The following is a 20,705-nucleotide window of genomic DNA, read 5'->3' as shown; positions in this document are numbered from 1 at the left end:
GTCGATGGAGATTTCGACTGATAGATTGCTATCGCGAGCAAGCTCGCTCCCACAGGGTTTCGGTGATGGTTTTACTGTTTGCGGGTTTCGGCGGCTTTGAGTTGTTCTCGCAGCGGCACTTTCAGATACGGATTGGCGCAGCCGATTTTCAGCGTCCGTGGCGGTGCCCAGCGCGAGTTGTTGCCTACGCGGTCGAGGATGCAATAAGTCACTTCCAGACGCAGGTCTTCGCCGGCCTCAAGGATGATCGCCGGCGGCACCCAGACCTGGATCGGCTCGCCGATATCGCCGGCCTTGAGCCTGGGCAAATCCATGCGCACATCGCCCCAGCGCAGCGTGATCTCATCATCGATGGCCATGTTCAAATACGGCTCGATGGTCAGCGGCACGCCGCGTTTGATCTGGTTGGGGTTCACGCCGTGGCGGCGGATGGTCTCGGGCAGGCTCACCGGCGCGAGGCTCTGGTTTTCGTCGCCACACAGCGCCGGCGCCTGGCCGCCCGGGCAATCGAGTTTGATCCGCACCAGCGTCGTCGGCGACAGCGCCGGGTTTTGTCCGACCTGCATCACGCGGTAGCGAATCTGCGCAATGCCATTGCTGACGAAGCTCTCCGGCACGCGTAGCTGCAAGGCTTGGGCAACATCGCCAGCGATCACGGTGGTGCACGCGACATAGCAGTCGTCCCAGTACAACTCGATCAGGTCGCCAGCCTCCATGCCGGAGTAGGGCGCGACGTCGATCAGCAGGTGCGCGGCGGCAGCGTTGTTGATGCCGCTCTTGTGCGATTGCGCCAGGGTCGGGGCCGCAAGTTCGGATATGTTCGAGGTACTGGTCATGGTGCTCTCCTTGAGGTCTTGCAGCGAAGTCCGTTTCTGGAAGATCAATCAGCGTGAATTACGGCGCAACAAAGTTGGTTGTAAGTGTCGAATGGTTAAAGGTTGATTAGTTGCGATTGGCATTGGCTGGCGACTAGATAAGAGTGCGCCTGATTAACTGTCAATAGAGTTGATTAGTTGGTGGATCAATTTTCGGTTAATCAGAAATGTCCTACACGGTGAAGTTAAGAATCCTCAGCGTGGCGTCGAATAATCTGCATTTTTTCACTGAAATAGGCTTCGCGCATGGTGAAGCACATGCGAGGCTGACCTGCACACCCGTCCGACTTTAAGCTGAATAAATTTATTGCAGGACATATATATGTACCGCACGTGCAGGCGCGAAGTTATATAGCTTGGCTTCGAGATAAGTCAAAGGTGTCGAGAAGTTGGCAATTTGCGTGGGGAGGGCGAATGCAACTTCCATCCATGGAAGTTAACAATCGGTATGGCGGGGTTTTAATGCTGGGTGTTATTCAGAAACTTGCTGAGAAACTGCTTGGTTCGTTCTTCTTGCGGGTTGGCAAACAATGCCTTGGCTTCACCTTGTTCAACAATCACACCCTTGTCGAAAAACACCACACGGTTCGCCACATCACGGGCAAAACCCATTTCGTGGGTGACGATGACCATGGTGCGGTTCTCTTCGGCGAGGCTGCGAATGGTCGACAACACTTCGCCGACCAATTCCGGATCGAGCGCCGAGGTGGGCTCATCGAACAGGATCACTTCCGGCTCCATCGCCAACGCTCGGGCAATCGCCACGCGCTGTTGCTGACCACCGGAAAGGCGTCGCGGGTAAGCGTCTTCCTTGCCCGCCAGACCAACCCTGGCCAGAAGGTTTTTGCCCAGGGCAATCGCTTCGGCCTGGGGCATTTTCTTCACCACGATCGGGCCTTCGATGACATTTTCCAACGCCGTGCGATGCGGGAACAGGTTGAAGTTCTGGAAGACGAAACCGACGTGCTGGCGCAAACGCCGCACCAGGCTTTGCTGCTGGTTCAGCGGGCGGCTGCCATCGATCTCGATGTCGCCGACCTTGATCCGGCCGCTGGTAGGTTCTTCGAGGAAATTCAGGCAACGCAGGAACGTGGTTTTACCCGAGCCGCTGGGGCCGATAATTGCCACGACCTCGCCTTCCTTCACTTGCAGATCGATGCCGTTGAGCACCACTTGACCCTTGAACTGCTTTGTCAGTTTTTCCACGACAATCATGGGGTCAGGACTCCTGGTCGTGCCGATTGACCCGGGCTTCCAACTGGTTTTGCAGGTGCGAAAGCACCGTGGCAAGGATCCAGTAGATCAGCGCGGCGGCCAGATACATGGTGAAGATTTCGAAAGTGCGGGCGGTGATCAATTGCGCCTGACGGAACAGCTCCGGCACCTGAATAGTGGCGGCCAGCGCGGTGTCCTTGACCAGCGAAATGAAGCTGTTGCCCAGTGGCGGCAGCGCCGTGCGCATCGCTTGCGGAATGATCGCCCGGCGCAAGGTCTGCGCGCGGGTCATGCCGATACTGGCGGCGGCTTCCCACTGGCCGCGCTCGATGGAGCTGATCGCGGCGCGGAGGATTTCGCAGGCGTAGGCGGCCATGTTCAGCGAGAAGCCGATCAGGGCGGCCGGCAGCGGATCAAGTTCGAGGCCCAATTGCGGCAAGCCGTAATAGATCACGAACAGTTGCACGAGCAACGGCGTGCCGCGAAAGAACGACACGTAGATGCGAGCAATCCAGCTCACCAGTTTGAAGCGCGACAAGCGCATCAACGCCAGGCCGAAGCCCATCACCAGGCCGAAAAACATCCCGCCCAGGCTGAGGATCACCGTGTAATACGCGCCCTTCAGCAGGAAGGGCGCGGAGTCCAGTGCGAGTTGGAAAGCGTCGCCCATTACTTGGTGACGTCAGCGCTGAAGTATTTTTCCGAAAGCTTGGACAACGTACCGTCGGCACGCAGCTTGTCGATGGCTTTGTTGATCGCGGCCAGCAACTCAGGCTCGCCTTTGCGCAGGGCGACACCGGCTTCCTGACGGGAGAACGCTTCGCCGGCGGCGGTGGTGTCCTTGGCTTTCTTCGCGTATTCGAGGGCGGCGAGACGGTCGATCAGGATGGCGTCGATGCGGCCGACACGCAGGTCCTGGAACTTGGTTGGATCGTCTTCGTAAGTGCGCACGTCAGCGGTCGGGACGTTCTTCTTGACCCACTCTTCGTAGTTGGTGCCCAGGCCTACGCCGACTTTTTTGCCACCCAGGTCGGCGGCGGACTTGATGTTGAGGTCCGCAGCTTTCTTGGTCAGCACCAGCGCCTGAATCCCGGAAACGGTGTACGGCTCGGAGAAGTCATACTTCTTCTTGCGCTCTTCGGAGATGGTCACCTGGTTGATCACGGCGTCCAGACGCTTGGATTCCAGCGCCGCGAGGATGCCTTCCCATTTGGTTGGTTGCAGTTTGACCTTCACGCCCAACTCTTTGGCCAGAGCTTCGGAGAATTCGACTTCGAAGCCGGCCAGTTTGCCGTCGGCGTCGACGAAACTGAACGGTGGATAAGTGCCTTCCAGGCCGACGTTGATCACGCCAGCATCTTTGATTTTTTGCAGTTGCTCACCGGCAACCGCTTGCCCCATCAGGCCGGCGCTGAGTGCCAGGCCCAGCGAACCTACCAGCAGATTTCGACGTAGTGCGGAAAAATTCATGACAAGCCCCTGTTTTTTTGAAAGACGTTTTTTTATGAAAGACGGTTTCTTGTGAACGATGCTATTGGCAATGTTGGCAAAATCGGGATTTGGACGACTGCGATATCCTGCCCTAAAGCAGCTTATGCGTCTGCGCCAAATTCGCCTGCGGCGCGACTATATGACGATGCTGTTAGATAGGAAAATACTAAATAACAATTCTGTTATTCCTTTAAAGAATAAATGAGTGGCGTGATGACCTGTGGCCACGGGGTGTTCGTTTACAGGAAGTCTTTATAGGCAAACAACGCCGGGGCGCCGCCGGTGTGCAGGAAGATGATCGGGCCTTCGTCAAAACGTCCGCGACCAATGCCGTCAAGCAGCCCGGCCATCGCTTTGCCGGTGTATACCGGGTCCAGCAACAAGCCTTCCTGACTCGCGAGTAACTTGACCGCAGACAACGTCCCGGCGTTCGGTTCGCCGTAACGCGGGCCGAAATATTCGTCCCACAATTCAACTTTGAAACTCGCCGGCAGGCTTACACCCAGCAACTCCGCGGTGCGCTCGGCCAGGCCCTGAACCTTCGGCCGCTGATCTTCGTCGCTGCGCGAAACCGTCACGCCAATCACTGGCAAATCCGGCAAAACTTCATTCAACGCCAGCGCCAGGCCGCTGTGAGTGCCAGCACTGCCCGAGGCCAATACCACGGCGGCGAATTGCAAGCCGCTGTCCTTGATCTGCTCGGCCAGCTCCAGGCCGGCGCGCACGTAACCGAGCGCGCCCAACGCGTTGGAGCCACCAATCGGCACCACGTACGGATGTTTACCGCTGTTGCGCAGCCGATCAGCCAAGGCCTGCAATTGCTCATCGGCGTTGTCGAGGTTCTCGACCAATTCGACTTTGGCGTCGAACAACTCCAGCAACAGCCGATTGCCGTTGCCGACATAGTTGGCGTCGTCCGTGCCCAGCGGGTTTTCCAGCAGCGCCACGCAGCCCAGGCCTAACTTGGCGGCAATCGCTGCCGTCTGGCGCACGTGGTTGGATTGCAGCGCGCCAGCGGTAATCAGCGTGTCCGCGCCCTGCGCCAGCGCATCGGCGGCGAGGTATTCGAGCTTGCGCAGCTTGTTGCCACCCATCGCCAGCGGCGTCAGGTCATCGCGTTTGACGTAAACATCGCGGCCCAGCCAGGTCGACAGACGTTCGAGTTTTTCCAGCGCGGTAGGGTGGCCGAGCAGGTCGAGGCGGTTGAAGCGGGCGAGCGAATTTTTGATCATGGGTCCGTACTGGCGCAGGAGAATCACAGGACTATAGGCACGCCCATTTGTTCGGGCAACCGCCAGTCGCTTATATCCATCAGTTCTGATGACAGCACAATTGGTTCTTAATTCGCCCTCCGGACGTTGCCGTAAAGTGATCGCCGTCAGTGCGGCCAGACAGTCCGGCCGCCCGTGAGGAGTTTTCTACCGTGAGCGAGCGTTCCAGCCATTGGCAATTGCACACCATCGTCAGCCAGCTGCGCACGGCGCGGGATCAGTGGCGCAGCCAAAACGGTCGCGTCAGTGGCGAGCAGGGTGGTCGCGAGTTGCCGTCCCGCGCGGCGATGGCGGAGATTCTTGAAGCCTTGTGCGGCGCGCTGTTCCCAATGCGTCTGGGGCCGGTGGACTTGCGCGAAGAGAGCGAAGATTTCTACGTCGGCCACACGCTGGACGTCGCGTTGAATGCGTTGCTGGCGCAGGCGCGGCTCGAACTGCGCTACGCCGCGCGGCACAGTGCGGCAATCGATCGCCAGCTCGACACTGAGCTCGAAGCCAGGACCATTTCGATCATCCAGGATTTTGCCCTCGCGTTGCCGGGGCTGCGCAGCCTGCTCGACACCGATGTGCTGGCGGCCTATCACGGCGACCCGGCGGCGCGCAGTGTCGATGAAGTGCTGCTGTGCTATCCGGGGATTCTCGCGGTGATTCATCACCGCCTCGCCCATCACCTGTACCGCGCCGGTTTGCCGCTGCTGGCGCGGATCAGCGCGGAGATCGCGCACTCGGCCACCGGCATCGATATTCACCCAGGCGCACAGATCGGCCGCAGTTTTTTTATCGATCACGGCACGGGCGTGGTGATCGGCGAGACCGCGATCATTGGCGAGCGTGTGCGGATTTATCAGGCTGTGACTTTGGGCGCCAAGCGTTTCCCGGCGGACGAGGACGGCCAGTTGCAGAAGGGCCATCCGCGCCATCCGATTGTCGAGGACGATGTGGTGATCTACGCCGGCGCGACGATTCTTGGGCGCATCACCATCGGCAAGGGTTCGACGATTGGCGGCAACGTGTGGCTGACCCGCAGCGTGCCGGCGGGGTGCAACCTGACGCAGGCGAACTTGCAGCATGATGACGGGATGCAGAAGTAGGGCCTGAATCTTGATTGGCTGAGCCCGCCTCTTCGCGGGCAAGCCTCGCTCCTACAGGTTTTGCGCCATTTTCAGGTCGGCGCAGGCGCCTGTAAGCGCGAGGCTTGCCCGCGAATGGCTTCAAGCCGGGCCGCAATAATGGCATTTAGCTCACTGAGCACTGAACGAATCCACCAAACCCCACGTCATACGCATCCTTGAGCTAGCGTAGTCAGGCGACCGCCGAGCCCTGCGATTAGTCCCCGGCGCCCGATTCATGTTTAACTTGAACGCTCATTCAAGTTAAACCGCCGGTTTGCTGCCCGCTCACAACAGGAGGCTTGCCCTTGCCGAGTCCGTTATTGATTGCCCGGTTCCACCCCTTTGAGGCGCACGTTTCATGAGTGCTCCGACTGCCCCACCAAGCGGCCAAGTCCGCATGAACCCGCCAGTGTTCTACTTCGCTGCGGGTTTTATTCTGTTATTCGGCATCATCGTCATCGCCATGCCCGCGCAGGCCGGTGCCTGGCTGCTCGAAGCGCAAAACTGGGCGGCCAACACGGTCGGCTGGTATTACATGCTCGCGATGACGCTTTATCTGGTCTTCGTGGTGGTCACCGCGTTATCTGGCTACGGCAAGATCAAACTCGGTGCCGACCACGACGAACCCGAATTCAGTTATCTGTCCTGGGCCGGCATGCTGTTCGCCGCCGGCATCAGCATCACGCTGTTCTTTTTCTGCGTGTCCGAACCGCTGACGCATTTGGCGCAACCGCCGCAAGGCACCGCCGGTACGCCGGATGCGGCACGCCAAGCGATGCAGATTCTGTTTCTGCACTGGGGCCTGCATGGCTGGGGCGTGTTCGCGTTCGTCGGCATGGCGCTGGCCTACTTCGCGTATCGGCACAACCTGCCGCTGGCTCTGCGTTCGGCGCTGTACCCGCTGATCGGCAAGCGCATCAACGGCCCGATCGGCTATGCGGTGGACGGCTTCGGCATCATCGCCACGGTGTTCGGCCTCGGCGCTGACATGGGGTTCGGCGTGTTGCACCTGAACTCGGGCCTCGACTACCTGTTCGGCATCGCTCACACGCAGTGGATTCAGGTCGGCCTGATCACGCTGATGATGGGCGCGGCGATCATTGTCGCGGTGTCCGGCGTCGATAAAGGCGTGCGGGTGATGTCCGACATCAACATGCTGCTCGCCTGCGCGCTGCTGCTGTTCGTGTTGTTCGCAGGTCCCACCCAGCACTTGCTCAACACTTTGATCCAGAACATCGGCGACTACCTCGGCGCGTTGCCGATGAAGAGTTTCGACCTCTACGCTTACGACAAACCGAGCGACTGGCTGGGTGGCTGGACGGTGTTCTACTGGGCCTGGTGGATTGCATGGTCGCCGTTCGTGGGCCTGTTCATCGCGCGGATTTCCCGTGGCCGGACCATCCGCGAATTCGTCTTCGGCGTGCTGCTGATTCCGCTCGGTTTCACCCTCGCGTGGATGTCGATTTTCGGCAACAGCGCCATCGATCAAGTGCTAAACCACGGCATGACCGCGCTGGGTATGTCGGCCATCGATAACCCGTCGATGACCCTGTACCTGCTGCTGGAAACCTACCCGTGGAGCAAAACCGTAATCGCGGTCACGGTGTTTATCAGCTTCGTGTTCTTCGTCACTTCGGCCGATTCGGGCACCGTGGTGCTGTCGACTCTGTCCGCCAAGGGGGGCAACCCGGATGAAGACGGGCCGAAGTGGCTGCGGGTGTTCTGGGGCGCGATGACCGCTTTGGTCACCAGCGCGCTGCTGTTCTCCGGCAGCATTGATGCACTGAAATCCGCGGTGGTGCTGACCTCGTTGCCGTTCTCGATGATCTTGCTGCTGATGATGTGGGGGCTGCACAAGGCGTTCTATCTGGAGTCGCAGAAGCAGATTGCGCAGATGCATTCGCTGGCGCCGGTCTCCGGTTCGCGCCGTGGCGGTTGGCGTCAACGCTTGACTCAGGCTGTGCATTTCCCGTCGCGCGATGAGGTTTACCGCTTCCTCGATACGACGGTGCGCCCGGCGATTGAAGAAGTGAGCGCCGTGTTCGTCGAGAAGGGTTTGAAGGTGGTCACTCAGCCGGACCCGGCCAACGACAACGTCAGCCTGGAAATCGGTCACGGCGAGGAGCATCCGTTTATCTATCAGGTGCAGATGCGTGGTTACTTCACGCCATCCTTCGCGCGTGGCGGCATGGGTTCCAAACAACTCAACAACCGCCGCTACTACCGCGCCGAAGTGCATTTGAGCGAGGGCAGTCAGGACTACGATCTGGTCGGTTACACCAAGGACCAGATCATCAACGACATCCTCGACCAGTACGAACGGCACATGCAGTTCTTGCACCTGGTTCGCTGATCAGCCGCCGGTGGCGCCCAGGTTTTGCTCAGCACCCTGAACAAAACCAGCGCCGCCACCGGCATACGCAGGAGCGAGCCTGCGGTTTCCTGCGAACATCATCAAACCTCACGCTGACGATCAATCCGCATGGCGGCAGCGCTGCGCGAATTATCGGCCTGACGCCGCTCCCTGTAGGAGCGAGGCTTGCCCGCGAAGGCGTCATGTCATCCAGCAGAAATGTTGTCTGGCCGGTCGCTTTCGCGGGCACGCCTTGCTTCCCGCAGAGATGGCCGGTAGGTCAGGCGCTTTCGCGTTCGATCACTTGGCATTCCAGCAGGTTCAGTCGTTGGACTTCGTGCTCCACCGCTAAAACCCCCAGGCTTTGCAGCACGCGGGTGGCGGCGAGGACGCCGATTTCCAGTGCCGGGGGTTTGATCGTGCTGAGGCTCGGCAGGAGCATTTCGGCGAAGGGGTAATCGCCGAAGCCGAGCACGGCGCAGTCTTCGGGGATGTTCAGTCCGGCGCGCTGCCCGGCGAGCAAACCACCGGCAGCCAGGTTGTCGTTGGCGAAGATGATCGCGTCGGGGCGCGGCGAGGTGTTCATCAGCACTTGCATGGCCTGTTTGCCGGCCTCGAACGGCGCTCGATCAACATCCGGCGCGAACACCCACGGCGCCAGCCCCAACTCAGCAACTGTCGCGGCGTAACCGTCACGGCGCTCCAGCGCGCTGAAGTCGCCGGGCGCGCTGTTCTGCACAAACGCGATGCGTCGATAACCTTTGCCATGCAGATATCGCGCAGCGGCCACGCCGACTTCAAAATGCGAAAACCCGATCTGCAAAGGCTCACGCTCAGGCTGGTAATCCCAGGTTTCGATCACCGGGATGTCCGCTTCGGCGATCATTTTTTCCGTGCCGGCACTGTGAAAATGACTGGTCAGCACCAGCGCCGCCGGTGACCAGCCGAGGAACGCGCGCACCGCATTTTCTTCCTGCTCGGCGCTGAAATAACTTGAGGCCAATAACAACTGATAACCGTGCTGGCTCAGCGTGTCGCTGAAGCCCTGGATCGTGTTGGCGAAGATCGGCCCGGAGATGTTCGGAATGACCATGCCGACAATCTTCCCGCGTGCCGACGCCAGCCCGCCAGCCACCAGATTCGGCACGTAACCCAACTCCGCAACCACCGCCGCAATGCGCTCGCGGCGCTCCGGCGACACCTGCTCCGGTTGATTGAAATAGCGCGACACGGTGATCGCCGAAACCCCGGCCTCACGCGCCACCGTATTGAGCGTGACGCGACCGGCGCCACGGCGTTTGCGAGGCTTGTCTGCACTCAACGGGCTACCCCTCTTAAAAACCAAAAAGCATATAAAAGTAATTTTTCAGTATTGGACGGTCTATGGCTGGCTTGCCGATACTGGCGATGTTAGCGCTAACAAAGGGTTCTGTCTGCTACTCGCTCGAGCGAATGCCCAAGACACATTCACCGTCGCTGCCTCACAGAAGGGCAGTGGTTCAGGGCACATTTTCGAGCGGGCAGACCATGCACAGCATTCCTGGGGAAACACAAAAACTGGCGCGATCGATTCGTGCTGCCACGCCACGCCGAGCGCATCTGGGCTGGTTGCTCGCCGGGTTGAGCGCGCTGCCCAGCGCAGGCGCGTTTGCCGTCGAGACTGCGGATCAGGAACCAACGCTGAAGTCCGTCACAGTCACCGCTACCCGGCGCGAAGAGTCATTGCAGAAAGTCCCGGTGGCGGTCTCGGTGCTCGATGGCGAACAGCTCGAACGCGACAATCGCAACGACGTCGCGAGCATCGTCCAGCAAGTGCCTTCGCTGAATTTCCGCACCGGCGCGTCGAATAAAGACACCTCGCTGTTCGTGCGTGGCGTCGGCACCATTTCCACCTCGCCGGGCGTCGAACCGACCGTGGCCACGGTGATCGACGGCGTGGTGTATGCGCGCCCGGGGCAAGCAACGCTGGACCTGCTCGACCTCGAGCGCATCGAAGTGCTGCGCGGTCCGCAAGGCACGCTGTTCGGCAAGAATGCTTCGGCCGGCGTGCTCAATATCACCAGCAAAGCGCCGAGCGCCGAGACCCACGGTTTCATCGATCAGTCGTACTACAGCGGCAACGAAAGCCGTACCCGTTTCGGCCTCGGTGGCAGCCTGATTCCGGACACGTTGAAAGGCTCGATCAGCACGTTGTTCGGCAGCTACGACGGCAACGTCGACAACCAGCACAACGGCCAGGAGGTCAACGGCTACAACCACCGAGGCGCGCGCGGCAAACTCGAATTCACGCCGAATGACGAGCTCAAATTCACCGTCATCGCCGACTACATGCAGTCCCACGACGACGGCCCGAATGGCGTCGTCAGCAAGTCCCTGGCCCCGGCGTTCAGCACTGCGCTGAACCCGGTGCGGCCATCCAGCGACAATCGCGACATCAACACCGACACCCGCAGCCACGTCGAAGACGTCAACAAAGGCCTGTCCGGCCAGCTCGACTGGAACCTCGGCGATTACACCCTGACTTCGATCACCGCGTGGCGCGGCTGGGACAACACGCAGTATCAGGATGGCGACCGTCTCGGCAGCGTGACCGCGGCGTTTCCCGGCACCGCCGACAAGGGCGACCTGGCGTTCGATCAATACTCGCAAGAGCTGCGCCTGGCATCGCCCAAAGGTGAGTTTCTCGAATACGTCGGCGGCCTGTTCTACATGCACGGCAAGGACGACGAAACCTATCAGCGCACCTTGACCACCCCGACCAGCCTCAACCGTGGCGTCGCCGATTACAGCACCACCAGCGACAGCTACGCGGTGTTTGGCGAAAGCACACTGAACTTCACTTCGAATTTTCGCGGCATCGCCGGCCTGCGCTGGACCCACGACGATCTGGAATACGATCACCGCCGCGTTTCCACCTCCGCCACCACCGTCAGCGGCATTCAACCGGCCACCAGCAGTTCAGGATCGGTGGGCGAGGATGGCTGGTCCGGACGCCTCGGCGTGCAGTACGACTTGAGCGATACGGTGACCACCTACCTGACCTATTCGCGCGGCTACAAAGGCCCGGCGTACAACGTGTTTTTCAACATGCAGCCACGCGATACCGAGGCGCTGAAACCGGAAACCTCCAACACCTGGGAGGCCGGAATCAAAGCCACCGCTTGGAACAATCGGCTGACCACCAACCTCGCGGTTTTCCACAGCGATTACGACAACTATCAAGCGAACTTCTTCGACACCGTCGCCGGCCAAGTGGTGACGCGGCTGATCAACGCCGGCAGCGTCAGCACCGAAGGCGTCGAGCTCGATTACGCACTGCAAGCAACCCAGCAATTGAAATTCTCCGGCGCGCTGGCCTACACCCGCGCGCGCATCGACGAATTCGCCTGCCCGGCGGGTGCCGCGGCCTCGTGCAACGTCAACGGCAAGCCACTGCCGTTCAGCCCGGACTGGAAAAGCTACGTGCGCGCCGACTACACGATCCCGCTGGATAACGGCCTCGATGTCGAATTCGGCACCGACTACAGCTGGCAGAGCGAAGTGCAGTACGACATCAGCCAGAACGCCGACACCAAGCAGGGCGCCTACGGCTTATGGAACGCCAGCGTCGCCCTGGCCGACTACAGCAATGGCTGGCGCGTCGCGCTGCTCGGCAAAAACCTCGCCGACAAGTCCTACTCGCCGCTGCTGGCGAGCGGCGGCAACTACATTTACCGCGCTGTGCCACGCGACGACGAGCGCTACTTCGGCGTGCAATTGCGCAAGGATTTCTGACATGCCTCGACAGCTCAAACTCGGCGCTTTCCTGATGGCCACCGGGCACCACGTCGCCGCATGGCGTCACCCCGACGTGCCGGCCGACGCCGGACTCGACTTCGCGCATTACAAACACCTGGCGCAAATCGCCGAAGCGGCGAAGTTCGACGCGTTGTTCATCGCCGACAGCCTCGCGGCGCCCATCGGCGAAATTGCCAGCCGCATGGCGCGCTCTGAGCACTTTGAACCCCTGACTTTGCTCTCGGCATTGAGCGCTGTTACAGAGCGCATCGGGCTGATTGCCACCGCCACAACCAGCTATAACGAGCCGTACCACGTAGCACGAAAGTTCGCCTCTTTGGAGCATCTTTCGGGTGGGCGCTCGGGGTGGAATCTGGTCACTTCCGACAATGCCGCCGAAGCGCAAAATTTCGGCCGCGACCAGCATATCGGCCACGCCGACCGCTATAGCCGGGCGCGGGAGTTCCATCAGGTGGTCACGGGTTTATGGGACAGTTGGGAGGATGACGCTTTCGTACGGGACAAGCTCGGCGGTACGTACTACCAGCCGGAAAAAGTACACGTGCTTGATCATGTCGGTGAGCACTTTCGGGTCAAGGGACCGCTGAACGTCGCGCGTTCGCCGCAGGGGCAACCGGTGATTGTCCAGGCCGGTTCTTCAGAATCGGGGCGTGAACTGGCGGCGGAAACGGCTGAAGTGGTGTTCACCGCGCAGACATCCTTGGCCGGCGCCCAGGCATTTTATGCCGACCTCAAGGGACGTCTCGGCCGTTACGGGCGCAGCGCCGATTCACTGAAAATAATGCCGGGGGTTTTTGTCGTGGTCGGGCGCACGGAGCGCGAAGCCCAGGAGAAATATGAAACGTTTCAGCAATTAGTCGAACCCGAGGTTGGCGTCGCATTACTTGGGCGTATGCTGGGCAACTTCGATTTGTCGAAGTATCCGTTGCACGGGCCGCTGCCGGAGTTGCCGCTGACCGAGAGCGGTCAGCAAAGCCGTCAGGCACTGCTGACCGAACTGGCGGGGCGGGAAAACCTCAGCCTCGCCGAACTGGGCCGCAAGATCGCCGGTGGCCGTGGGCATTACAGCGTGATCGGGACGGCGCAACAGATTGCCGACCGCTTGCAGGAATGGTTCGAGCACGGCGCGGCCGATGGCTTCAATGTGCTGGTGCCGCACTTGCCCGGTGGTCTGCAAGATTTCGCCAGTGAGGTGGTTCCGGAACTGCAACGGCGAGGGTTGTTCAGAACAGAGTACGAAGGCCGGACCTTGCGCGAGAACCTCGGATTGCCAAGGCCCGGGAACAGATTTGCGTAGCGCCTCTGTGGGAGCAAGGCTTGCCCGCGATGGCGATTTCAGGTCCGCTATCGCGAGCAAGCTTTGCTCCCACAGGTCCGTGCGCTATCGCGAGCAAGCTTTGCTCCTACAGCTCCTACAGATTCCAGCTAAAACAGACAAGAGAGGATTCGATGACTTACACCGCTGCCGAAAACCGCTATGACTCCATCCCTTACCGCCGCGTTGGCCGCAGCGGTCTGGTGCTGCCGGCACTGTCGCTGGGGCTGTGGCACAACTTCGGCGACAGCACGCCGATCGACACCCAGCGCTCGTTGCTGCGCACCGCGTTCGACCTGGGCATCAACCACTTCGACCTCGCCAACAATTACGGCCCGCCGTACGGCAGCGCCGAAACCAATTTCGGCCGTTTGCTGCGCGAAGACTTCAAGCAGTATCGCGACGAACTGATCATTTCCAGCAAGGCCGGTTGGGACATGTGGCCAGGCCCGTACGGGCAGGGCGGCGGTTCGCGCAAATACGTGCTCGCCAGCCTCGACCAGAGCCTGCAACGTCTGGGCCTCGACTACGTCGACATCTTCTATTCGCACCGCTTTGACCCGGACACCCCGCTGGAAGAAACCGCCAGCGCCCTCGCCACTGCCGTACAGCAGGGCAAGGCGTTGTACATCGGCATCTCGTCCTATTCCGGGGTGAAAACCCGCGAAATGGCCGCTCTGCTGCAAGAGTGGAAAGTGCCGCTGTTGATCCATCAACCGGCGTACAACCTGCTCAATCGCTGGGTCGAAAAAGACTTGCTGGATGTCACCGACGAACTCGGCACCGGGGTGATTGCCTTCACGCCGTTGGCTCAAGGTTTGTTGACCGACAAATACCTGAACGGCATTCCGAAGGACGCGCGGGTCAACCGTCCGGGTGGCGGTTCGCTGCAGGAATCGCACTTGTCCGAAGCCAACATCGCGCACGTGCGCGGGCTCAACGAAATCGCCAAGCGCCGCGGTCAGAGCCTTGCGCAATTGGCACTGGCCTGGACCCTGCGCGACCCGCGCGTGACCTCGGCACTGATCGGCGCGAGCCGCCCGGAGCAAATCATCGAGAACGTCGGGGCGTTGAAGAATCTGAGCTTCAGCGCGGAAGAACTGGCGGAGATCGACCGATTTGCCCAAGAGGGCGGGATCAACCTTTGGGAAAAGCCTTCGACGGCTGAGTGATGCTTGGATTGGGGTGGGTCAGTTAGATCCACCCCTCACCCCAGCCCTCTCCCCAAGGGGGAGAGGGGAAAGGGAGCCGATCTTTATGCTTTTCAAAGCCTGAGTTCGACTCAGGTCTTTCAGGTCGCTGTATCTCGACCAAACACCTCGGATCCACCCCTCACCCCAGCCCTCTCCCCAAGGGGGAGAGGGGAAAGGGAGCCGATCTTTATGCTTTTCAAAGCCTGAGTTCGATTCAGGTCTTTCAGGTCGCTGTATCTCGACCAAACACCTCGGATCCACCCCTCACCCCAGCCCTCTCCCCAAGGGGGAGAGGGGAAAGGGAGCCGATCTTATGCTCTTCAAAGCCTGAGTTCGACTCAGGTCTTTCAGGTCGCTGTATCTCGACCAAACACCTCGGTCAGTCCCCTCTACCCTTTGGGGAGAGGGTTAGGGTGAGGGGTGGTTGCAAAATCTCAGCGAAAAAACGGCACATCCCCCAACACCGTAGCCCGCTGCATCACACGCCGCGCCGGGCGGTAGTCGTCCACCGCGTAGTGCTGCGTCACGCGGTTGTCCCAGAACGCCACGTCATCCTTCTGCCAGCGCCAGCGAATGGTGAATTCCGGCCGCGTGGTGTGTGCGAACAGAAACTTCAAAATCACCTCGCTCTCGGTTTCCGACAGCTCATTGATCTTCGACGTGAAGCCCTCACTGACGAACAGTGAACGTCGTCCGCTCACCGGGTGTGTGCGGATCACCGGGTGCGACAGCGGCGGATTTTTGCGCCGCGCTGCTTCCCACTGCGCCAGTGCTTCGGGCGTATTGCCGTAGCGCTCAAGCGGAAATGAACGGGTGAAATCGTGAGTGGCGGTCAGCCCTTCCAGCAGGGTTTTCATCGGCGCCGACAACGCTTCATACGCAGCAATTCCGCTGGCCCACAACGTATCACCACCAAACTCCGGCAGCAGTTTGGCGCTGAGCACCGCGCCCATTGCCGGGGTCGGCAGGAAGGTCACGTCGGTGTGCCAGATCGCGTTGTCGCGCACGTCGGTGACGGCGGTGTCGAGGATCAGCACTTCCGGTTGCTCGGGCACATTCGGGTAGATCGGGTGAATATGCAGATCACCAAAATTTGCGGCGAAACGCGCTTGTTGCTGCGGCGTGATCGGCTGCTCGCGGAAGAACAACACCTGATGCTTGAGCAGCGCTTGTTCGATCGCGTCGCGTTGTTTGGCGCTCAGCGGCTGGCTGATATCGATGCCGCTGATTTGCGCGCCGAGGGCTGAGCTGAGAGGAACGATTGTCAGGTTGCTCATGGTGGTTCTCTTCAATCCGGGGTGTCGAGCTGTTGTAGGAGTGAGCCTGCTCGCGATAGCGGTGGATCCGCCACAACGATGTCGCCTGACACTGCGCTATCGCGAGCAGGCTCACTCCTACAGGTTTCTTCACATGAAATTTTTCAATGTGCCTGGCCGTGCCACGGCACCAGTTTGCGTTGCAGCGCGCGCAGGCCCATTTCCATGGCGAAGGCGATCAGCGCGATCACCAGAATCCCCAGCACCACCACGTCGGTGACCAGAAATTGCGCCGCCGACTGCACCATAAAACCCAAGCCGCTGGTGGCAGCAATCAACTCAGCGGCGACTAGCGTCGACCAACCGACGCCGAGGCCAATGCGCACGCCGGTCAAAATATCCGGCAGCGCGCTCGGCAAAATCACGTGCCGAATCAGCTGTGCGCGAGTCGCGCCCAACGACTGCGCGGCGCGCAGTTTCGCCGGATCAACCGTGCGCACGCCGGTCGCGGTGGCGATGGCAATCGGCGCGAAGATCGCCAGGTAGATCAGCAACACTTTCGACAGCTCGCCAATGCCGCACCAGATGACGATCAGCGGCAGATAGGCCAGCGGTGGAATCGGGCGGTAAAACTCGATCAGCGGATCGAGAATGCCCCGAGCGATACGGTTGTGGCCGATGGCGATGCCGACCGGCACCGCGGTCAGCACCGCGAAACCGAGGCCCAGACCAATCCGGCTGAGGCTCGCGGCCAAGTGCTGCCACAACGTTGAATCCATATAACCCGTGGTCGCCAGCAGCCAGCCCTTTTGCAGCACAGCGGACGGTGGCGGCAGGAACAGCGGCTCGATCATCCCGCTGGCCGTCACCGCCCACCACAGCAACACCAACGCAAACAGCGTCAACACACTGATCCAGCGCGTGCCGAGGCTGCGTCGCGCAGGCACTGCCGTCGAAGCGGGTTTCACCGTGACGGCGGGGATTTCATAGCTGCTCATGCGCGCTCCTGCCGCGTGGCGGCGCTGCGTTGCGAGAACACTTTGGCGAGCACGTGTTCGCGGGTTTCGATAAAACGCGGGTCGGATTTGATCGCCCGTGCCGACTCGCCGGCGGCGTAACGCTGGCCGAAATCCAGGCTCAGGCGCTCGACGATTTGCCCGGGATTCGGCGCCAGCAGAATCAGGTCGGTGGCGAGGAACACCGCTTCTTCGATGTCGTGGGTAATCAGGAATACCGGTTTGGCGGTGCGCTGCCAGACTTGCAGCAACAGCTCCTGCATCTGTTCGCGAGTGAAGGCATCGAGCGCGCCGAACGGCTCGTCCATCAGCAACACGCGCGGGTCGGCGGCGAGGGCGCGGGCGAGGCCGACACGTTGCTTCTGGCCGCCCGAGAGTTGCCAGATGCGCCGATTCTCAAATCCGCAAAGATCCACTAACGCGAGCATTTCACGCGCGCGAATTTCACGTTTTTCTTTGGTAATACCGGCCAGTTCCAGACCGAAACCAACGTTGGCCAAGACGTCCTGCCACGGCAGCAGCGCGTCGTCCTGGAACACCACGCCGCGTTCGGCGCTCGGGCCTTTGACTGGCACGCCGTCAAGGGTGATGCGCCCGGCGCTGGGTTCGACGAAACCGGCTATCAGGTTCAACAGCGAAGTCTTGCCACTGCCGGACGGACCGAGCGCCACCAGCAATTGCTGAGGCCCAAGGCTCAGGGAAATATCTGCCAATACCGGTTCCGGACTGCCGGGGTACTGTGCGCTGATGCGCTCCAGCTGAAGCAAAGCCATCGCAGTTAACTCCGATCAGTTGGTGATGAATTTGGCGCTGACGTACGGGGCGTAGTCCGGCAGCACAGCCTCGACTTTGCCTTGTTCCTTGAGGAACACCGCGGTGTCGGTGATGGCTTTGGTGGTCGGCGCGCCGAGGGTGGTGACTTGATCAGCCGCGAGCGGGTAGACGTTGCCTTGCAGCAGCAATGGAATGTCGCTGGCCTTGGCGCCGGAGAGCTTCACCAGTTTGTCGACATTGCTCTGGTTGGCGAGCCAGGCTTTCGGGTCTTTGCGGTAATCGGCGTAGGCGTCGAGGGTGACTTTGGCGAATGCGGTGACGATTTCCGGGTGCTTCTCGGCGAAGTCTTTACGCACGATCCAGGCATCGAAAGTCGGCGCGCCGAACTTGGCCAGTTCGCCGGAAGTGATCAGCACTTTGCCGTTTTCCTTGGCCACGCCGAGCGCCGGATCCCAGACGTACGTGGCGTCGATGTCGCCGCGTTTCCACGCAGCGATGATCGCCGGTGGCGCGAGGTTGAGCACAGTGACTTTCGACGGGTCGATGTTCCAGTGTTTCAACGTGGCGAGCAGGCTGTAGTGGCCGGTGGAAACGAACGGCACGGCGATTTTCTTGCCGATCAGGTCTTGCGGCGAGTTGATCCCGGATCCGTCACGCGCGACCAGCGCTTCGGCGGCGCCGATCTGCGTGGCGATGAGGAAAGTTTCGACCGGGACTTTGCGGGTGATCGCAGCGGTCAGCGGGCTCGAGCCGAGGTAGCCGATCTGCACATCGCCGGAAGCGATGGCGGCGATGATGTCAGCGCCGTTGTCGAATTTGCGCCAGTCGATTTTGGCGTTGGTGGCTTTTTCGTAAGCGCCGTCGGCCTGGGCGACTTTGGCTGGGTCAACGGTGGTCTGGTAGGCGACGGTGACGTCAGCCGCTTGCGCAAAGAAGCTCGCCGCCGCCAGCGACGCGGCCGCCAGGAGGCGAAGGGGAAAATGCAGTTTCATGGGAGAAGCTCCTTGTCAGGCGACCGAGGATCGGCGTGAAAGGAGACTAAATGATCTAAGAATCCGAAAATAAATAACTTTTTCGAATGAGCTTATGAGCGGAAAATTCTAAGGGATGGGTGGGAGGGGAGTGGAGAATTTGCCATTGCGTGCAGTCAGGTGGATCGACCCCTCACCCCAGCCCTCTCCCCACAGGGGAGAGGGGGAAAGGGAGCCGATCTTCGTGCTTTTCAGACCTTGAGTTCGACTCGGGCTTTCAGGTCGATGTATGACGTGAGACACCTCGGTCAGTCCCCTCTACCCCCTGGGGAGAGGGTTAGGGTGAGGGGTGGACCTTGAACCTAGTTACTGATCGCCAGAATACTCGCCTGATACGACCCGACAAACACGTCGAAATCGCCGACTTCGTTCTGTTCCAGCTCTGCCTGTTCGGCCAGCGAGGTGCGGGCGCGATCTTCGAACTTGGCCTGCAGTTCAGCGCTCAACGGCTCGCTGCGGAAAAACTCCGCGTGGGCCTGGCTCTGACGCAGCGAGAACTGGGCGAAGCTTTCCTTGTGCTCGGCCATTGCCGCCAGCACTTGGGCGGATGGGGTGCGGGACGGGTCTTTGACCTTCTCCAACTGCACGTCCAGCGCTTTGCTGTGCGCATCGCCGCCGTGGCTCTGGTCGAGCAACGCCGCCAGTGGCGCGATCTCTTCGAGCAGCTCGGCGGCCCATACCTTCATGTCCACCGGTTGCCCGTCGCGCTGCAATTGCAGGCCCGGACGGCGACCTTCCTTGACCACGCTGAGGAAGTTCGAGGTCGCGTTGCTGCAGCTGCCGTTAGTCAGCAACGGGCTGTCATTCAGCGCGCAGAACAGCAAAAACGCATCGAGGAAACGCGATTCAGTCAGGTCGATGCCCATCGGCAGGAACGGGTTGATGTCCAGGCAACGCACTTCGACGTACTGAATGCCGCGCGCCACCAACGCCTGAATCGGCCGTTCGCCGGTGTAAGTCACGCGTTTCGGGCGGATGTTGGAGTAGTACTCGTTTTCGATCTGCAGGATATTGGTGTTGAGCTGCACCCACTCACCGTCCTTGTGCGTGCCGACTTCAACGTACGGCGCGTAAGGCGTGGCCACCGCTTTGCGCAGGCTGTCGGTGTAGCTCGCGAGGTCGTTGTAGCAAGGCGTGAGGCCGGCCTGGGCGTTGCTCTGATAACCGAGGTCGCTCATGCGCAGGCTGGTGGCGTACGGCAGGTACAAGGTGTCCGGGTCGAGTTGTTCGAGTTGGTGCGAACGCCCGCGCAGGAAACCGGCGTCCAGCGCTGGCGAGGCACCGAACAGGTACATCAACAGCCAGCTGTAGCGACGGAAGTTGCGGATCAGCGCGATATAGGCGCTCGATTGATAGTCGCGGTCGGTGCCGACAAAACCTTCGGATTCCTTGAGCAGCGGCCAGAGCTTTTCCGGCAGGGAAAAGTTGTAGTGAATCCCGGCGATGCACTGCATGGTCTTGCCGTAACGCAGGGCCAGGCCCTTGCGGTAGACGTACTTGAGCTGACCGATGTTGGAGGTGCCGTAATAGGCAATCGGGATGTCTTCCTCGGCCGGCAACGGGCACGGCATCGATGGACTCCACAGGTACTCGTTGCCGAGCTTGCTGTAGGCAAAACGGTGAATGCTGTCGAGGCTCGCCAGGGTGTCTGCCGGGTCGGGCAGGGCCGGGGTGATGAACTCCAGCAGCGATTCGGAATAATCGGTGGTGATCTGTTCGTTGGTCAGCGCGGAACCCAGTTCTTCCGGGTGCGGCGTTTGCGCAAGGCGACCTTCGCTGGTCACGCGCAGGCATTCACGTTCGATGCCGTGAAGGCACTGTTCGAGCAGAGAGAGGTTAGCGCGCTCGCCGAGCATAGCCAGGCGGCGGTTGAGAAGTTCGCTCAAGTTGGATTCCTTCACGCGTCAGTCGCCCCAATATGGGGGTGGGCAAGACGGTCTACAAGGGTGAAGTTAAAACTGGCGTTTTCGCCTGGTTTTTGCAACCGCGCAAGCCATGCCGGTCA

The 20,705-nt window shown here is 60.5% G+C and carries 16 protein-coding genes; 5 read left to right on the top strand and 11 right to left on the bottom strand.

The window, feature by feature from the left end; all coding sequences use genetic code 11:
- Positions 1-71: 71 nt before the first annotated feature.
- The 5 genes from BLU01_RS11500 to BLU01_RS11480 form a co-directional block, all read right to left on the bottom strand.
- A complete protein-coding gene (locus tag BLU01_RS11500) occupies positions 72-836 on the bottom strand; it encodes a hypothetical protein (protein ID WP_092275013.1) in 765 nt (254 codons plus the stop codon).
- A 498-nt stretch (positions 837-1,334) separates the two neighbouring features.
- Positions 1,335-2,090: an L-cystine ABC transporter ATP-binding protein TcyN gene (tcyN, locus tag BLU01_RS11495; RefSeq protein ID WP_092275010.1), complete on the bottom strand. Its 756-nt coding sequence runs from the start codon at positions 2,088-2,090 to the stop codon at positions 1,335-1,337.
- 4 nt (positions 2,091-2,094) lie between these two features.
- Entirely contained in the window at positions 2,095-2,760 is a 666-nt protein-coding gene (gene tcyL / locus BLU01_RS11490; RefSeq protein ID WP_092275008.1) for a cystine ABC transporter permease, read from the bottom strand.
- Positions 2,760-3,560 carry a cystine ABC transporter substrate-binding protein gene (tcyJ, locus tag BLU01_RS11485; RefSeq protein ID WP_092275005.1) on the bottom strand — a complete coding sequence of 267 codons (801 nt, stop codon included), beginning with the start codon at positions 3,558-3,560 and terminating at the stop codon, positions 2,760-2,762. The genes tcyL and tcyJ overlap by 1 nt, the downstream gene beginning before the upstream one ends.
- A 260-nt stretch (positions 3,561-3,820) precedes the next feature.
- Complete coding sequence (locus BLU01_RS11480; protein WP_092275002.1) at positions 3,821-4,813, bottom strand: D-cysteine desulfhydrase; 993 nt, start codon at positions 4,811-4,813, stop codon at positions 3,821-3,823.
- A gap of 191 nt (positions 4,814-5,004) precedes the next feature.
- On the opposite strand from BLU01_RS11480, the gene epsC reads away from it, so the two are divergent.
- Together epsC and betT are read left to right on the top strand one after the other, a co-directional pair.
- Positions 5,005-5,943 (top strand): serine O-acetyltransferase EpsC, encoded by a 939-nt coding sequence (gene epsC, locus BLU01_RS11475; RefSeq protein WP_092274999.1) that lies wholly within the window; start codon positions 5,005-5,007, stop codon positions 5,941-5,943.
- Positions 5,944-6,361: 418 nt separating this feature from the next.
- Positions 6,362-8,317: a choline transporter BetT gene (betT, locus tag BLU01_RS11470; RefSeq protein WP_167370469.1), complete on the top strand. Its 1,956-nt coding sequence runs from the start codon at positions 6,362-6,364 to the stop codon at positions 8,315-8,317.
- A 280-nt stretch (positions 8,318-8,597) separates the two neighbouring features.
- On the opposite strand, the gene BLU01_RS11465 is transcribed toward betT, so the two are convergent.
- The gene (locus tag BLU01_RS11465) at positions 8,598-9,638 is read right to left on the bottom strand and encodes a LacI family DNA-binding transcriptional regulator (protein ID WP_092274993.1); all 1,041 of its coding nucleotides are present in this window, start codon (positions 9,636-9,638) and stop codon (positions 8,598-8,600) included.
- Between the two features lie 206 nt (positions 9,639-9,844).
- Between BLU01_RS11465 and BLU01_RS11460 the strand changes: the two genes are divergently transcribed.
- From BLU01_RS11460 to mgrA, 3 genes are all read left to right on the top strand, one after another.
- Entirely contained in the window at positions 9,845-12,091 is a 2,247-nt protein-coding gene (locus tag BLU01_RS11460; RefSeq protein WP_092274990.1) for a TonB-dependent receptor, read from the top strand.
- A 1-nt stretch (position 12,092) separates the two neighbouring features.
- Positions 12,093-13,412 carry an LLM class flavin-dependent oxidoreductase gene (locus BLU01_RS11455; RefSeq protein WP_092274987.1) on the top strand — a complete coding sequence of 440 codons (1,320 nt, stop codon included), beginning with the start codon at positions 12,093-12,095 and terminating at the stop codon, positions 13,410-13,412.
- Positions 13,413-13,564: 152 nt separating this feature from the next.
- Positions 13,565-14,602: an L-glyceraldehyde 3-phosphate reductase gene (mgrA, locus tag BLU01_RS11450; RefSeq protein ID WP_092274984.1), complete on the top strand. Its 1,038-nt coding sequence runs from the start codon at positions 13,565-13,567 to the stop codon at positions 14,600-14,602.
- 455 nt (positions 14,603-15,057) lie between these two features.
- Here mgrA and tauD read toward each other — a convergent pair whose 3' ends face one another.
- The 5 genes from tauD to gshA all read right to left on the bottom strand — a co-directional run bounded on the left by tauD (position 15,058) and on the right by gshA (position 20,586).
- Positions 15,058-15,900, bottom strand: a complete 843-nt coding sequence (gene tauD / locus BLU01_RS11445) for a taurine dioxygenase (protein WP_092274981.1) — start codon at positions 15,898-15,900, stop codon at positions 15,058-15,060.
- A gap of 143 nt (positions 15,901-16,043) precedes the next feature.
- Positions 16,044-16,877, bottom strand: a complete 834-nt coding sequence (gene tauC, locus BLU01_RS11440) for a taurine ABC transporter permease TauC (protein ID WP_092274979.1) — start codon at positions 16,875-16,877, stop codon at positions 16,044-16,046.
- Positions 16,874-17,668 carry a taurine ABC transporter ATP-binding subunit gene (gene tauB, locus BLU01_RS11435; RefSeq protein ID WP_092274976.1) on the bottom strand — a complete coding sequence of 265 codons (795 nt, stop codon included), beginning with the start codon at positions 17,666-17,668 and terminating at the stop codon, positions 16,874-16,876. The genes tauC and tauB overlap by 4 nt, the downstream gene beginning before the upstream one ends.
- 15 nt (positions 17,669-17,683) lie before the next feature.
- A complete protein-coding gene (gene tauA, locus BLU01_RS11430; RefSeq protein WP_092274973.1) occupies positions 17,684-18,661 on the bottom strand; it encodes a taurine ABC transporter substrate-binding protein in 978 nt (325 codons plus the stop codon).
- A 341-nt stretch (positions 18,662-19,002) separates the two neighbouring features.
- The gene (gene gshA, locus BLU01_RS11425) at positions 19,003-20,586 is read right to left on the bottom strand and encodes a glutamate--cysteine ligase (protein ID WP_092274970.1); all 1,584 of its coding nucleotides are present in this window, start codon (positions 20,584-20,586) and stop codon (positions 19,003-19,005) included.
- Between the last annotated feature and the right edge of the window lie 119 nt (positions 20,587-20,705).

The sequence above is a fragment of the Pseudomonas prosekii genome (assembly GCF_900105155.1).
Classification (GTDB): Bacteria; Pseudomonadota; Gammaproteobacteria; order Pseudomonadales; family Pseudomonadaceae; genus Aquipseudomonas; species Aquipseudomonas prosekii.
This window is presented reverse-complemented; position numbering and strand designations above follow the sequence as displayed.